The sequence below is a fragment of the Caulobacter sp. NIBR1757 genome, from assembly GCF_027912495.1.
GTDB lineage: Bacteria > Pseudomonadota > Alphaproteobacteria > Caulobacterales > Caulobacteraceae > Caulobacter.
Genome location: NZ_CP115463.1, coordinates 4402736 through 4415341, shown reverse-complemented (window position 1 = coordinate 4415341; position 12606 = coordinate 4402736). Strand labels below are relative to the sequence as shown.

12 protein-coding genes and 1 tRNA gene are annotated in these 12606 nt (G+C 68.2%); 4 read left to right on the top strand and 9 right to left on the bottom strand.

The genetic code is table 11. The features are described from left to right. Positions 1-100 precede the first annotated feature (100 nt). Complete coding sequence (locus tag O5I81_RS21135; RefSeq protein ID WP_271066839.1) at positions 101-1198, top strand: NAD(P)-dependent alcohol dehydrogenase; 1098 nt, start codon at positions 101-103, stop codon at positions 1196-1198. A gap of 17 nt (positions 1199-1215) precedes the next feature. Here O5I81_RS21135 and O5I81_RS21130 read toward each other — a convergent pair. The 4 genes from O5I81_RS21130 to O5I81_RS21115 all read right to left on the bottom strand — a co-directional run bounded on the left by O5I81_RS21130 (position 1216) and on the right by O5I81_RS21115 (position 5780). Beyond that, a tRNA-Arg gene (locus tag O5I81_RS21130) sits at positions 1216-1292 on the bottom strand. Between the two features lie 50 nt (positions 1293-1342). Continuing rightward, positions 1343-2716 carry an NCS2 family permease gene (locus O5I81_RS21125; protein WP_271066838.1) on the bottom strand — a complete coding sequence of 458 codons (1374 nt, stop codon included), beginning with the start codon at positions 2714-2716 and terminating at the stop codon, positions 1343-1345. Positions 2717-2871: 155 nt separating this feature from the next. Then, positions 2872-4449 carry a phosphoglycerate dehydrogenase gene (gene serA / locus O5I81_RS21120; RefSeq protein ID WP_271066837.1) on the bottom strand — a complete coding sequence of 526 codons (1578 nt, stop codon included), beginning with the start codon at positions 4447-4449 and terminating at the stop codon, positions 2872-2874. 152 nt (positions 4450-4601) lie between these two features. Further along, positions 4602-5780, bottom strand: a complete 1179-nt coding sequence (locus O5I81_RS21115; protein ID WP_271066836.1) for a phosphoserine transaminase — start codon at positions 5778-5780, stop codon at positions 4602-4604. Between the two features lie 197 nt (positions 5781-5977). Here O5I81_RS21115 and O5I81_RS21110 point away from each other — a divergent pair, with 197 nt between their 5' ends. Then, a complete protein-coding gene (locus tag O5I81_RS21110) occupies positions 5978-6904 on the top strand; it encodes a DMT family transporter (protein WP_271066835.1) in 927 nt (308 codons plus the stop codon). On the opposite strand, the gene O5I81_RS21105 is transcribed toward O5I81_RS21110, so the two are convergent. Together O5I81_RS21105 and O5I81_RS21100 are read right to left on the bottom strand one after the other, a co-directional pair. Then, positions 6901-7356, bottom strand: a complete 456-nt coding sequence (locus O5I81_RS21105; RefSeq protein WP_271066834.1) for a hypothetical protein — start codon at positions 7354-7356, stop codon at positions 6901-6903. The two genes, O5I81_RS21110 and O5I81_RS21105, sit on opposite strands and share 4 nt — an antisense overlap. Before the next feature lie 219 nt (positions 7357-7575). Then, on the bottom strand, positions 7576-7908 hold the full coding sequence (locus O5I81_RS21100) for a hypothetical protein (protein ID WP_271066833.1): 333 nt from the start codon (positions 7906-7908) through the stop codon (positions 7576-7578). Between the two features lie 248 nt (positions 7909-8156). Between O5I81_RS21100 and O5I81_RS21095 the strand changes: the two genes are divergently transcribed. Both O5I81_RS21095 and O5I81_RS21090 read left to right on the top strand, forming a co-directional pair. Next, a complete protein-coding gene (locus O5I81_RS21095) occupies positions 8157-9986 on the top strand; it encodes an ATP-binding protein (RefSeq protein WP_271066832.1) in 1830 nt (609 codons plus the stop codon). A 103-nt stretch (positions 9987-10089) separates the two neighbouring features. Continuing rightward, entirely contained in the window at positions 10090-10428 is a 339-nt protein-coding gene (locus O5I81_RS21090) for a hypothetical protein (RefSeq protein WP_271066831.1), read from the top strand. 96 nt (positions 10429-10524) lie between these two features. On the opposite strand, the gene O5I81_RS21085 is transcribed toward O5I81_RS21090, so the two are convergent. From O5I81_RS21085 to O5I81_RS21075, 3 genes are read right to left on the bottom strand one after another with little or no spacing between them, the layout of a single operon-like run. Continuing rightward, positions 10525-11337 carry a PhzF family phenazine biosynthesis protein gene (locus tag O5I81_RS21085; protein ID WP_271066830.1) on the bottom strand — a complete coding sequence of 271 codons (813 nt, stop codon included), beginning with the start codon at positions 11335-11337 and terminating at the stop codon, positions 10525-10527. A gap of 20 nt (positions 11338-11357) precedes the next feature. Beyond that, entirely contained in the window at positions 11358-11933 is a 576-nt protein-coding gene (locus O5I81_RS21080) for a nucleotidyltransferase family protein (RefSeq protein WP_271069071.1), read from the bottom strand. 16 nt (positions 11934-11949) lie between these two features. Continuing rightward, the gene (locus tag O5I81_RS21075) at positions 11950-12405 is read right to left on the bottom strand and encodes a surface-adhesin E family protein (protein WP_271066829.1); all 456 of its coding nucleotides are present in this window, start codon (positions 12403-12405) and stop codon (positions 11950-11952) included. Positions 12406-12606: the final 201 nt, after the last annotated feature.

Sequence of the window (12606 nt, the reverse complement as noted above, 5' to 3'; positions counted from 1 at the left end):
GGCAGTCCAGCCTAAATCGACATCTTCCCCTCCGCCACGGAAGCCGGCTTAGGCTGCCCCGGAACGCCGCCGGTCGCGCGGCCGCCTGGGAGAGATCAGCATGGACGTTCTGGCCGCCGTTGCGACGGGCGCGGGCAAGCCCTTCGAGTTCCGCACCCTGACGCTCGACGATCCGCGCGAGGACGAGGTGCTGGTGCGCATCGTCGCGGTCGGGGTCTGCCACACCGACATCGTCTTCAAGGAAGGCGAGATGATCCCGCCGCCGGCCGTTCTTGGCCACGAGGGATCAGGCATCGTCGAGTCGGTCGGCGCCAGGGTGACCAAGGTGGCGCCCGGCGACCGGGTGGCGATGACCTTCCGCTCCTGCGGGCATTGCTCACGCTGCGACCGCGGCGACGCGGCCTATTGCGAGACCATGCCGATGCTCAACTACATCGGCATGCGCACCGACGGCAGCCGTACCCTGCACGATGGCGAAACCCCGGTGGGCGGCAGCTTCTTCGGCCAGTCCTCCTTCGCCAGCCACGCCATCACCTACGAGCGCAACCTGGTGAAGGTCCCGGACGACCTGCCGCTCGAACTCATCGGGCCGCTGGGCTGCGGTATCCAGACGGGGGCCGGCGGCGTCATGCGGTCGCTGGCCTGCGAGGCGGGCTCATCCCTGCTGATCACCGGCGGTGGGCCCGTGGGCCTCAGCGCCGTGATGGGGGCGAAGATCCAGGGCTGCAAGACCATCATCCTGGTCGAGCCCCAGGCCGCCCGCCGCGACCTGGCCCGCGAGTTCGGCGCCACCCATGTTATCGACCCGGCCGCCACCCCGGACCTGACGGCGGCCGTGCGGGCCATCCTGCCCGGCGGCGTCGACTACGCCTTCGACACCAGCGGCGTGCCGGCCGTGCAGCAGGCGGTGATGGGCGCCCTGGCTTCCAAGGGGGTGTTCGGCATCGTCGGCATCACCCCGCCGGGCACGCCGACGCCGGGTGACGTCAACAGCATCATGACCTTCGGCCACACCGTGAAGGGCATCATCGAGGGCGACAGCGACCCGGACGTCTTCCTGCCGGAACTGATGGACCACTGGCGCGCCGGCCGCCTGCCCTTCGACCGCCTGATCCAGACCTTCCCCTTCAGCCAGATCAACGAGGCCATCGCCGCCCAGCATCACGGCGACTGCATCAAGGTGGTGCTGCTGATGTAGGAGGGGGCGTGAAGCCCTGGCGCACCCGACACGATTCGAACGTGTGACCTCTGCCTTCGGAGGGCAGCGCTCTATCCAGCTGAGCTACGGGTGCCTTGATCAGGGAGCGGTTCTGTAGCCGAAAGGCCGGGGTCGCGCAAACAGCTATTCCCCGCCCAGCCACACGAACCGCGCGATGCACAACGCCGCCAGGGCGTAGAGGAACAGGTCGCCGAAGCTGACGCCCAGGACTTTGCGGCCGAGAAGGCCCTCCACCGGGACGACCGCCGGGCGCGGGCGGACGAGCTTGAGGATGGCGAAGCTGATGACGCCCATGGCCAGGCCGTTGGCGATGGAGAAGGTCAGGGGGATCATGATCAGGGTCAGGAAGGCGGGGATGGCGACCTGGGGGTCGGTCCAGTCGGCTTCCGCCAGAGGCGCCATCATCAGGGCGCCGACCAGGATCAGGGCCGGGGCGGTGGCGGCTGCCGGAATGGCGCTGGCGAAGGGGGCGAAGGCGATGGCCAGCAGGAACAGCAGGCCGGTGACCACGGCGGTCAGGCCCGTCCGGCCGCCGGCCGAGACCCCGGCAGCGCTCTCGATATAGCTGACGGTGGTGCTGGTCCCCGCGCCGGCCCCGATCATGGTGGCCAGGCTGTCGGCGACGAAGATGCGGTTGAGGCGGGGGATCGAGCCGTCCGGCCGGACCAGGCCCGCCCGCTTTGAGACGGCGACCAGGGTGCCGAGGTTGTCGAACAGATCGACGAACAGGAAGACGAAGAGGATCTCGACCAGGCCGATGGAGAGCCCCTTGCCGTTCGGGCCGAGGCCGAGAGCGGCCGGGATGTCGGCCTTGAACAGGGTGGCGGTCAGGGCGGCCGGGTCGATGGGCTCGGGCTTGAAGGCGACCAGGCCGAGGAGCCAGCCGAGGGCGCTGGCCACGACGATGCCGATCAGAATGGCGGCGCGGACGTTCCACACCTGCAGCAGGGCGATGACCGCCAGGCCCAGCAGGGCGACGAGGGCGGCGGGGCTGGTCAGGTCGCCGAGCGCCACGGTGGTGGCCGGGTGGGCGACGACGATGCCGGCGTTCTTGAGCCCGATGAAGGCGATGAACAGGCCGATGCCGGCGGCGATGGAGGCGAACAGCGGCCGGGGGATGGCCGCGACGATCAGCTGGCGCAGGCCGGCCAGGGTCATGATCAGGAAGGCGGCGCCGGAGATGAAGACGGCCCCGAGCGCCGTCTGCCAGGGCAGGCCCATGCCGAGCACCACCGTGTAGGTGAAGTAGGCGTTCAGCCCCATGCCGGGAGCCAGGGCGATGGGATAGTTGGCGATCACGCCCATCAGGATGCTGCCGATCCCGGCCGCCAGACAGGTGGCCACGACCACGGCGGCGGCCGGCATGCCGGCCTGGCTGAGGATGCCGGGATTGACCAGGATGATGTAGGCCATGGTCAGGAAGGTGGTGACGCCGGCCAGCGCCTCGGTGCGAACGCTGGTGTTGTTTTCCGCCAGGCGGAAGAAACGGCTGATCATGAAGGGCCCTCCCATGGAGGAGTAGGGCCGGGCGTTGGAAGGCCGTCAAGCGCCGGTGGAGAGATACGGGGACACTATACCTATCTCGCAACCCATGGCGCAGCAGCGCGGTCGGCGCCAAGAGATAGGTATAGTGTCCCCGTATCTCGGTTGCCTCAGAACACCAGAGCCCGCACTTCCTTGACGTGCGGCAGGGCCTGGATCCGCGCCAGCAGTTCGGCGTCCGGCGCCTGGTCGACGCCGACCAGGGCGATGGCGTCGTCGCCGGCGCCGACGCGGCCGAGGTTGAAGGTGGCGATGTTGACCGCCGCCTCGCCCAGCATGCCGCCCAGCGCGCCGATGAAGCCCGGCTTGTCGAGGTTGTTGACGTAGAGCATGGCGTTCCCGAACGGGGCGTCCAGCTCCATGCCCTTGACCTCGACGATGCGCGGGATGCCGCCGATCACCGCCCCGGCGAAGGATTTCTCGCCCGCCTGCGTGGTGATCGTGATGCGGATCAGGCTGTCATAGACCGGCGACAGCTCCTGGCGGTTTTCCGACACCGTCACGCCCCGTTCTTTTGCAATCGCGGGCGCGCTGACCATGTTGATCTCGGCCAGCATCGGGCGCAGCACGCCGGCCAGGGCGGCGGCCGTCATCGGCTTGACGTTCAGCTTGGCGACCTCGCCGATGTAGGCGACCTCGATGGCTTTCAGGCCCGGGTCCATCATCTGGCCGGCGAACAGGCCGAGCTTCTCGGCCAGGGCCACGAAGGGCTTCAGCTTCGGCGCTTCGTCGGCGGTGATCGAGGGGCTGTTGAGGGCGTTGGTGATGGCTCCGGTCAGCAGGTAGTCGCTGATCTGTTCGGCCACCTGCAGGGCCACATTCTCCTGGGCCTCGGCGGTGCTGGCGCCCAGGTGCGGGGTGGCGATGAAGTTGGGGGCGCCGAACAGGGGGTTCTCAGGGCCAGCCGGCTCCTGCACGAAGACGTCGAAGGCCGCGCCGCCGATGTGGCCCGAGTCGAGGCCGGCGCGCAGGGCCGCCTCATCGACCAGGCCGCCGCGGGCGCAGTTGATGATCCGCACGCCTTTGCGGGTCTTCGCCAGGGCCTCGGCCGACAGGATGTTGCGGGTCTTGTCGGTCAGTGGGGTGTGCAGGGTGATGAACTCGGCGCGTTCGATCAGCTCGTCGATCTCGACCTTTTCGACCCCGAGCTCGACGGCGCGTTCGGCCGACAGGAAGGGGTCGTAGGCGATGACCTTCATCTTCAGGCCCAGGGCCCGCTCGGCGACCAGGCTGCCGATGTTGCCGCAGCCGATCAGGCCGAGGGTCTTGTTGAACAGCTCCACCCCCATGAAGCGGTTCTTCTCCCACTTGCCGGCCTGGGTGGAGGCGTCGGCGGCGGGCAGTTCACGGGCCAGGGCGAACATCATGGCGATGGCGTGCTCGGCGGTGGTGATCGAGTTGCCGAACGGCGTGTTCATCACCACGATGCCGCGGGCGGTGGCGGCCGGGATATCGACGTTGTCGACCCCGATGCCGGCCCGGCCGATGACCTTCATGTTGACGGCGGCGGCCAGCACATCCTTGTCGGCCTTGGTGGCGCTGCGGACGGCCAGGCCGTCGTAGTCGCCGATGATCTTCAGCAGTTCCTCTTTCGAGAGGCCGGTGATGACGTCTGCCTGGACCCCGCGCTTGGCGAAGATCTCGACGGCGGCGGGCGACAGTTTGTCAGCAATCAGAACGCGGGGCATGGAGGTAGTCCTTTGATGGCGGTGACCCCCTCCGGCCCTTCGGGCCACCTCCCCCTGAGGGGGAGGGACGGTGAGGAGGCAATTGTTGCGGCGGTCGCTCCCCCTCAGGGGAGCTGTCGCCCCGGACTTCATCCGGGGCGACTGAGGGGGTCTCAGGCGCCCGTGAGTTCGGACGACACCGTTGCGAAGGCCCAGTCCAGCCAGGGGGTCAGGGCTTCGACGTCGGCGGCTTCGATGGTGCAGCCGCACCAGATGCGAAGGCCGGGAGGCGCGTCGCGGTAGCCACCGATGTCAAAGGCCGCCTTTTCCTTCTCCAGCAAGGAGGCCAGCTTCTTGGCGAAGTCGGCTTGGGCGTCGGCGGGCAGGGCGGCGATCTTGGGGTCGACGACCTTCAGGCAGACGCTGGTGTTGGAGCGGGTGGCCGGATCGACGGCCAGGAAGTCGACCCAGGCGGTCTTTTCCACCCAGGCGGCGAGGGCCGCGAAGTTGGCGTCGGCGCGGGCGTTGAGGCCCTTGAGGCCGCCGACGTCCTTCGACCAGGTCAGGGCGTCGAGATAGTCCTCGACGCAGAGCATGGAGGGGGTGTTGATCGTCGCGCCTTCGAAGATCTCGGCGTTGATCTTGCCGCCCTTGGTCATGCGGAAGAGTTTCGGCATCGGCCAGGCCGGGGTATGGCTCTCCAGCCGCTCGACGGCGCGGGGCGAGAGGATCAGCACGCCATGGGCGGCCTCCCCGCCGAGCGCCTTCTGCCAGCTGTAGGTGACGACATCGAGCTTGGCCCAGTCGAGCTTCTGCGCGAAGGCGGCGCTGGTGGCGTCGCAGATGGTCAGGCCGGTGCGATCCGCGGCGATGAAGTCGCCGTTCGGCACGCGCACGCCGGAGGTGGTGCCGTTCCAGGTGAACACCAGGTCGGCGTCGGGGCGCACCTTGGTGAGGTCCGGCAGCAGGCCGTAGGGGGCGTCCAGCACCTCGACGTCGGGCAGCTTCAGCTGCTTGGTGACGTCGGTCACCCAGTCCTTGCCGAAGGATTCAAAGGCGAGAAGCTGAACCGGCTTGGGGCCGAGCAGCGACCACAGGGCCATCTCGACGGCGCCGGTGTCGGAGCCGGGGACGATGCCGATCAGGTAGTCGGCCGGAACCTCGAGAATCTCACGGGTCTGGTCGATGGCGCGTTTCAGCGCCGCCTTGCCGGGTTTGCCCCGGTGCGAGCGGCCGAGCACGGCGTCCTTCAGGTTTTCGGGGGTCCATCCGGGGCGCTTGGCGCAGGGGCCGGACGAAAATTCAGGGCGCGCGGGGCGCACTCCGGGCATGGCCGGGGTCGAGGTAGTCATAGCGATGTCTCCCATCCTCACAGATGGACTGGGCCTCGTTGGGGAGGCCTGGCCCGCCGCCTAAGGACAGGAATTTGTGCGGCGCGGCAAGCGGAGATTTTCTCATTCGACCTTGAGGGCTCCGTTGAGGCCGCCGCCGCAATCGGAAACAGGGATTGAGACGACAGCGGTCGCGACGCCCCCTATCACCCCGCCTGATGACCCCCACCGCCGCCCCCGCCCGCAGTCCCGCGCCCGCCCTCGACTGGCTGGTGCTGGCCGCCCTGGTCATCGCCTGGGGGTCGGCCTTCGCCGGGCTGAAGATCGCCGTGCACGACATTCCGCCGGCCTGGAACACGGTGGTGCGGATGAGCGTCGCCACCCTCGTGCTGGCGGTGATCTTCGTTGTCCGGGGCGAGCGGCTGCCGCCCCTGTTGCCCCGGCCGCACGCGGCCTGGGGCTGGTACGCGGCCGTCGGACTGGTCGGCATGGCCTTGCCGTTCTTCTTCTTCGCCTATGCCGCCCAGGGCCTGCCCAGCGCCATCAACGCCATCTGCAACGGCTCCTCGCCGCTGTTCACGGCGGCCCTGGCCCATGTGCTGCTGCCGGCCGAGCGGCTCGACCTGCGCCGCGGCCTTGGCGTCGGGCTGGGATTTGTCGGGTTGGTGGTGCTGGTTTGGCCGCGGTCGGTGGCCGGCGGCGCGGTCGAGGGGCTGGCGCTGGGCGCGGCCATTCTCGGCGGCCTGATGTATGCGGTGTCCAACATCTTCGCCCGCAAGGCGCCGCCGGTCAGCTCTACGGCCGGGGCTTTGTTGATGCTGTTGACCGGCCTGGCCTTCGCCACCGTCGGCGCTCTGGCGACCACCCCGCTGCCGCCGATGCCGCCGGTCAAGGCCCTGGCGGCGGTCACCGCGCTCGGCGTTTTCTCCACTGGGCTCGGCAGTGTCGGCTACGTCTGGCTGGTCCAGCGGCGCGGGCCGGTGTTCATGAGCATGTCGATGTATCTGGCGCCGCTGTGGGCGACGGGCCTCGGCGTCGTGCTGATGGGCGAGCGGCCGGGCTGGACCGCCTTTGTGGCGCTCGGCCTGATCCTGCTGGGGGTTGGCCTGACGACCTGGCGGTCGGCGGCGAAGGATCCGGCCTAGCCGGCCTCGGGCGCCGCGGCGCCGGCCGTCGTCTGCCGTTCACCGCGGCGACGCCAGGCGGTGGCGGTGCCCAGCACGATGCACAGCAGGATGCCGACCGTATCGGCGTTGTTGACGATGACGTGGAACATGTCGGGACGGCGTTCGCCCAGCATGTACCAGGCGTGCAGGGTGAACTGCACGGCCTGCAGCAGCATCGCGCCGCCGAGCCAGAGGCTGGCGTAACGCACGGCCAGGGTCAGGAACCCCATGGCCAGCAGGAAATCGCCGAGCAGCAGGGCCAGGGTGCGCATCTCGTTGTCGAGAAGCCGCCCGACGCCAAAGGCGTACAGCGCGCCGATGACGACCAGGGTCGCGGCGAAGCGCTCCGCAATCCCGCCCTTCAGGACAGCGAACACGAACGTCGCCAGCACTGCCAGCCAGACGATCAGAAAGGGCAGATACTGTGTCATTCGGGCTCGCGGCAGGCCGGTGGAGGGTAATCTCGCGAAGGGAAGCGTGGCTTCACTTCAAACAGGGTTAGCCTCTAGGCCAACCCTGAAACGAAACCAGTTAAACTATCGCAACTTTCCCTGCTGGACCTGGAGACCGCGCCCTTTGCGCCGAGCCCAAAAGAAAAGCGCGCCGGACCTGGGGTCCGGCGCGCCTCCAAAAGTCGGTGGTCGTCGAGGTTAGCCGACTTCCCGCAGCCCCTTGGGCTTGGTTTCTTCTTCCGGCTTTTCTTCGACACCGATCAGCTTGGTGCGAATGCCGACGCGGAGCTTCAGGTCCGCCATTTCATGGTGCATCTCGACGATCGCGGTCCGGGCCTGGGCGAGGGCGCCGATGGCCTCCACCAGCTTGGCCTGGGCCTTGTCGCCGGTCACCGCCGACAGCTTCAGCTGGGCGCGGGCCTCTACGGCGCCGGCCAGCAGTTCAGCCGCTTCGACCATGGCCGCATCAATGGCCTTCTCGGTCGAGAACAGCTTGGTGGCCACGCGTTGAGCCACAAATGCCTTGTCCACTTTCACACCCTCCTGAAATCCCCGGTTAACCGGTCAGTAAGGATAGTAAACGAAATCTTAAACTCGTCCAAGGTGAATCATTGGTTAACATTGTCGCACCTTGGACGCGAATTCCCTTTGGAAGCGAAGCGTTAGGAAGATTGCGCGATAAGGCTCCGGAACAGGGGCAAGACTTCGGGCCAATGCAGACGCCGACGCCACAGCAAGAACCCGCGCACCACGCGCCTTTCCAGGCGCGAATCGCCAGCGTGGCCCTGGTCACGACCCTGGCCGTGCTGCTGGTCGCCTGCGCCAGCTTCCTGTTCCAGCAATGGACGGTCGCGCGCCAGCAAACCGTTACGACTCAAGGGGTTCTGGTCAGTATCATGGCCGATGTGGCGGCCCCTGCCCTGGCCAGGCGCGACCTCGCCAGCGCCCGCGCGGCCGTCGACGCGGCGGCCGAACCCGGCTCGGTGGTGTCAGCACAACTCATCGACGCCAGCGGCAAGGTTATTGCCTCGAAAACTGATGGTACGCCAAAAGCGGGTGTCAGAATACTTGCTGAACCAGTGGTCTTCGAAAATCGCCAGATAGGCGAACTTCGCATCGGGGTTGTGGACCCCAGCCTGGCCAAGATGCTGCCCCGTTTTCTGGCTCTGACCATGGCTCTGTTCTTCGGGGCCGCTGGCGCGGCCCTGTTCCTGTCGCGCGGCCTGGCCCGCCGGATCACCGCCCCAGTCGACCGCCTGTCGCGCGCCATGGAGGAGGTGGCGCTCAGCGGCCAGTTCAAGCAGGTCGAGGAAAAAACCACCGACGACGGCCTGTTCCAGAGCCTGGCCCGCAGCTTCAACCAGCTGCTCGCCAAGCTCGAGGCGAACGACCGCTCCCTGCGCGAGACCATGGTGGCCCTGGTCACCGCCCGCGACCAAGCCGACACCGCAAATGTCGCCAAGAGCCAGTTTTTGGCCAACATGAGCCACGAGATCCGCACCCCGCTGAACGGCGTCCTGGCCATGGCGGACGTCATGAGCCGCGGCGACCTCGACGAGCGTCAGCGCGAGCGCCTCGGCGTCATCCGCGAGTCGGGCGAGCTATTGTTGTCCGTGCTCAACGACGTGCTGGATCTGTCGAAGATCGAGGCCGGCAAGCTGGAGCTCACCCCGTCGGACTTCGATCTGTCGGAGCTGGCCGACGCCTGCCGCAAGGTCTACGGGGTCATGGCCCAGGAAAAGGGCCTGCGTTTCGACCTGACCATCGAGGCCGACGCCGCCGGCGCCTGGAGAGGCGACCGGGACCGGATGCGCCAGATTCTCGGCAACCTGCTGTCCAACGCCATCAAGTTCACGGTCGAGGGTGCGGTCGCCGCCCGTTTCAGCCTGGCGCCGGGCGGCGCCCTGCGCCTGACCGTCGCCGACACCGGCGTCGGCATCACGCCCGACAAGCTGCCGACCCTGTTTGACAAGTTCGTCCAGGCCGACAACTCCACCACCCGCCAGTTCGGCGGCACGGGTCTGGGCCTGGCCATCTGCCGGGAGCTGGCCCAGCTGATGGGCGGCCAGATCATCGCCCGCAGCGCGCCCGGAGAGGGCTCGACCTTCACCGTCGACCTGCCTCTGGCCCGCGGCGTGATCCGCGTCCCCGAGGCCCTGCCGGTGAGCCAGGCCGAGGAGGCGGAAGCCAGGCCCCTGCGCATCCTGGCGGCGGAGGACAACCTGACCAACCAGAAGGTCCTGCGCGCCGTTCTCGACCCGCTGGACATCGACCTGACCATCACCGCCGACGGCGCCGCCGCCGTCGAGGCCTGGCGGACCGGAGGGTTCGACCTGATCCTGATGGATATCCAGATGCCGATCATGGACGGGGTCGAGGCCACCGAGACCATCCGCGCCGAGGAATGCCAGCGCCAGATTCCGCGCATCCCGATCCTCGCCCTCACCGCCAACGCCATGACCTACCAAGTCGAGCAGTATCTGGCGGTCGGCATGGACGGCCACGTCTCCAAGCCGATCGAACTGCAGCGGCTCTATGTCGCCATCGAGAACGCCCTGGCCGGCCACAGCGAAGCCACACAAGGGCCAGGCCAGACCGCCGTCGCCTAACCTGAACGCCAGACAACGAGCCGGTCAGAACCATTTCAGGCTCCACGTGTTCAACTGCCTTCAACGTCGTCGAACGGGCGGCGTCATCAGGAAGGACAACACGATGAAAAAGTTCGTTATCGCCATCGTGGCCGCGTCGGCCCTGGCCGCCACCGCCGCCCCGGTTCTCGCCGCCCCGTGGCAGAACATCAACCAGCGCCAGGCCCAGCTTGACCGCCGGATCGACATGGGCGTCCGCAGCGGCCAGATCACCCGCCGTGAGGCCGCCAACCTGCGCCAGGAATTCCGCGGCATCGCCCGTCTGGAAGCCCGCTACCGCTCGACCGGCGGCCTGCAGGCCTGGGAACGGGTCGATCTGGACCGTCGCTTCGACCGCCTCAGCATCAAGATTCGCTGGCAGGCCAACGATCGCGACCATCGCCGCGATCACCGCCGCTACTAGTCTCGGAAGAGACCGGGGCTCGCTCGCCCTCCCCCTGCTCGCGAGCCCCCCCAAGCGCCCCCGCCTGTCCCCGGCGGGGGCGCTCTACGTTTGGGGTCAGACTCTGAGCAGGCTTTCGATCACGGTCACGGCCTGGCCGCGCAGGATCACGCGATCGCCCCGCACCTCGCAGTCCAGATCGCCGCCGCGACCTGGATAGGCTTGGTGAAAGCGATTGCGGACCCGGCCGAGCTTGTCGGCGAACAGGGGCGCCAGGATGCAGTGGGCCGAGCCTGTGGCCGGGTCCTCCGGAATGCCTGAGCCGGGCGCGAAGAAGCGGCTGACGACATCGTAGGGCGCGCTGGCGTCGGCCAGGGCGACGACACAAAGGTTGCCGGGGCCCTCGCTGGCCTCGCCGCCGACTTTTCCAAGGGCGGGTATGTCGGGCGTCAGGGCCCGAACCGCCGCCTCGCTGTCCAGCATGGCGACCAGATAGGCGCCGGCCCAGACCTCCGCGGGCTCGATGCCGAGGGCCGCGGCGAGGCCGGCCGGGACATCCGTGCGCCGTGGCGGGTCGGCCGGGAAGTCCATGGCGTAGAGGCCGCCCTCGCGGGCCACCGTCAGCACGCCCGAGCGGGTCTCGAAGGCGACCTGTGGGACCGACAGGCCCAGCTCCGTCAGCAGCAAATGGGCCGAGGCGAGGGTGGCGTGGCCGCAGAGCGGAACCTCCGTCGTCGGGGTGAACCAGCGCAGGCCGAAACGGGCCGGATCGGCGGTCTTCAGCAGACAGGCGGTTTCGGCCTGGTTGTTCTCGGCCGCCAGGGCCTGCATCCAGGCGTCCGTCGGCCAGGCCTCGAACGGCTCCACCACACAGGCGGGATTGCCCTTGAACGGTGCGGCGGTGAAGGCGTCGATGGTCCACTGGCGCAACGGCCGCCTCCTCGCCCTAGTCAGGGCTGAACGATCTTCACTTCCGGCCAGCGGTTGCGGGCCGAGGTGGTGGTCTTTTCCCAGCCCCTGGCCAGCTGGCGGTTCGGGTTGGGCCGCAGGGTCATGGCGAACAGGTCCTCAAGGCCGAACGGGGCTTCAATCGTCAAGCGGTCGTCCTTCTCCAGCCGCACGCCGACGCCGAAGGCCGGGGCGACAAAGCGGGACAGGGCCTCGGCGCTGTTGGCCAGAGGCTCGTAGGGCTCGCCGAAATGATCCTCGAACCACAGGTGGACGCGGGCCTGGTTGCGCACCTCGACGAGCGCGTTGAGCGGCGGCGGGAAGAGGGCGGCGGCCTGTTTGATGAACACATCCTCGGCTTCGTAGCTGGTGTCGGCGTCCCAGTAGGCCAGGTCGTAGTCGCGCACTCCGTAGTCGGGATCCCGGCCGGTCAGGTGGTTCCAGACCCGTTGGTAGACCGCGCCCGAGACGACCAGCCAGTCCGGCAGGTCGAGGTCCCGGGCATGGCGCAGGGCGGTCATCAGGGTCGGGGCGGCGCGGACGATCTCTTCGAGTCTGGTCTTCAGCATCCGGCCAATGTCGCCGATTCGGCCTCTATTGCGAGAGCATCCAGCGGCCGTCGCGAATAGCCGACGAGCGGGTCACCGCGCCGTCAGGGTCCATGGCCATCTGGCCGCAGCCGAAGGCGGCCAGCTTCTCGCCGACCGTGCCGGCGACCACCGGTTCGCGCCAGTCCTCGTCGATGGGGGCAAGGCCCAGGCTCTTGCCGGTCTCGTCGATATTCTCGACGTCGAGGATCTTGAAGCGGGTGGAATCGCAGCGGAACCGGTAGTTGACGATGCGGGCGCGGATGGTCTGACCGTCGGCGGCGATGGGCGGGTCGTAGACCTTCATCTCCCGGACCCCGACCTCGGTGTCATCGCCGCTGAGGGCGTCCGGGTCGGCGTAGGAGACATGGGCCGCGCCCTTGGCGATCGGCAACCAGGTTTCCGCCGAGGCGACGGTGGGCAGGGCGACGGCCATCACGGCCATGGCGATGATGAGACGCATGGTGGAACTCCCCGACTTGGGGAAGGGAATCATGCCGCCCGGGATCTGTCATCGCGCAAGTTGTCGCGGGATGGCCGCCCAACCGCTGTCATCCTCCGGCCGACGAAGTCGGACCGGGGGACCCAACTGTCCGCGTGAAAACCGCCGGGAGTCTTTCCAGAGCCGACATGGGTCCCCCGGTCCGCTGTGCGGCCGGAGGAT

What these genes read in the sequence shown, in the direction of transcription:
- O5I81_RS21135 (WP_271066839.1), top strand. Translation starts at nt 101, where the DNA reads ATGGACGTTCTGGCCGCCGTTGCGACGGGCGCGGGCAAGCCCTTCGAG.
- O5I81_RS21125 (WP_271066838.1), bottom strand. Translation starts at nt 2,716, where the DNA reads ATGATCAGCCGTTTCTTCCGCCTGGCGGAAAACAACACCAGCGTTCGC.
- serA (WP_271066837.1), bottom strand. Translation starts at nt 4,449, where the DNA reads ATGCCCCGCGTTCTGATTGCTGACAAACTGTCGCCCGCCGCCGTCGAG.
- O5I81_RS21115 (WP_271066836.1), bottom strand. Translation starts at nt 5,780, where the DNA reads ATGACTACCTCGACCCCGGCCATGCCCGGAGTGCGCCCCGCGCGCCCT.
- O5I81_RS21110 (WP_271066835.1), top strand. Translation starts at nt 5,978, where the DNA reads ATGACCCCCACCGCCGCCCCCGCCCGCAGTCCCGCGCCCGCCCTCGAC.
- O5I81_RS21105 (WP_271066834.1), bottom strand. Translation starts at nt 7,356, where the DNA reads ATGACACAGTATCTGCCCTTTCTGATCGTCTGGCTGGCAGTGCTGGCG.
- O5I81_RS21090 (WP_271066831.1), top strand. Translation starts at nt 10,090, where the DNA reads ATGAAAAAGTTCGTTATCGCCATCGTGGCCGCGTCGGCCCTGGCCGCC.
- O5I81_RS21075 (WP_271066829.1), bottom strand. Translation starts at nt 12,405, where the DNA reads ATGCGTCTCATCATCGCCATGGCCGTGATGGCCGTCGCCCTGCCCACC.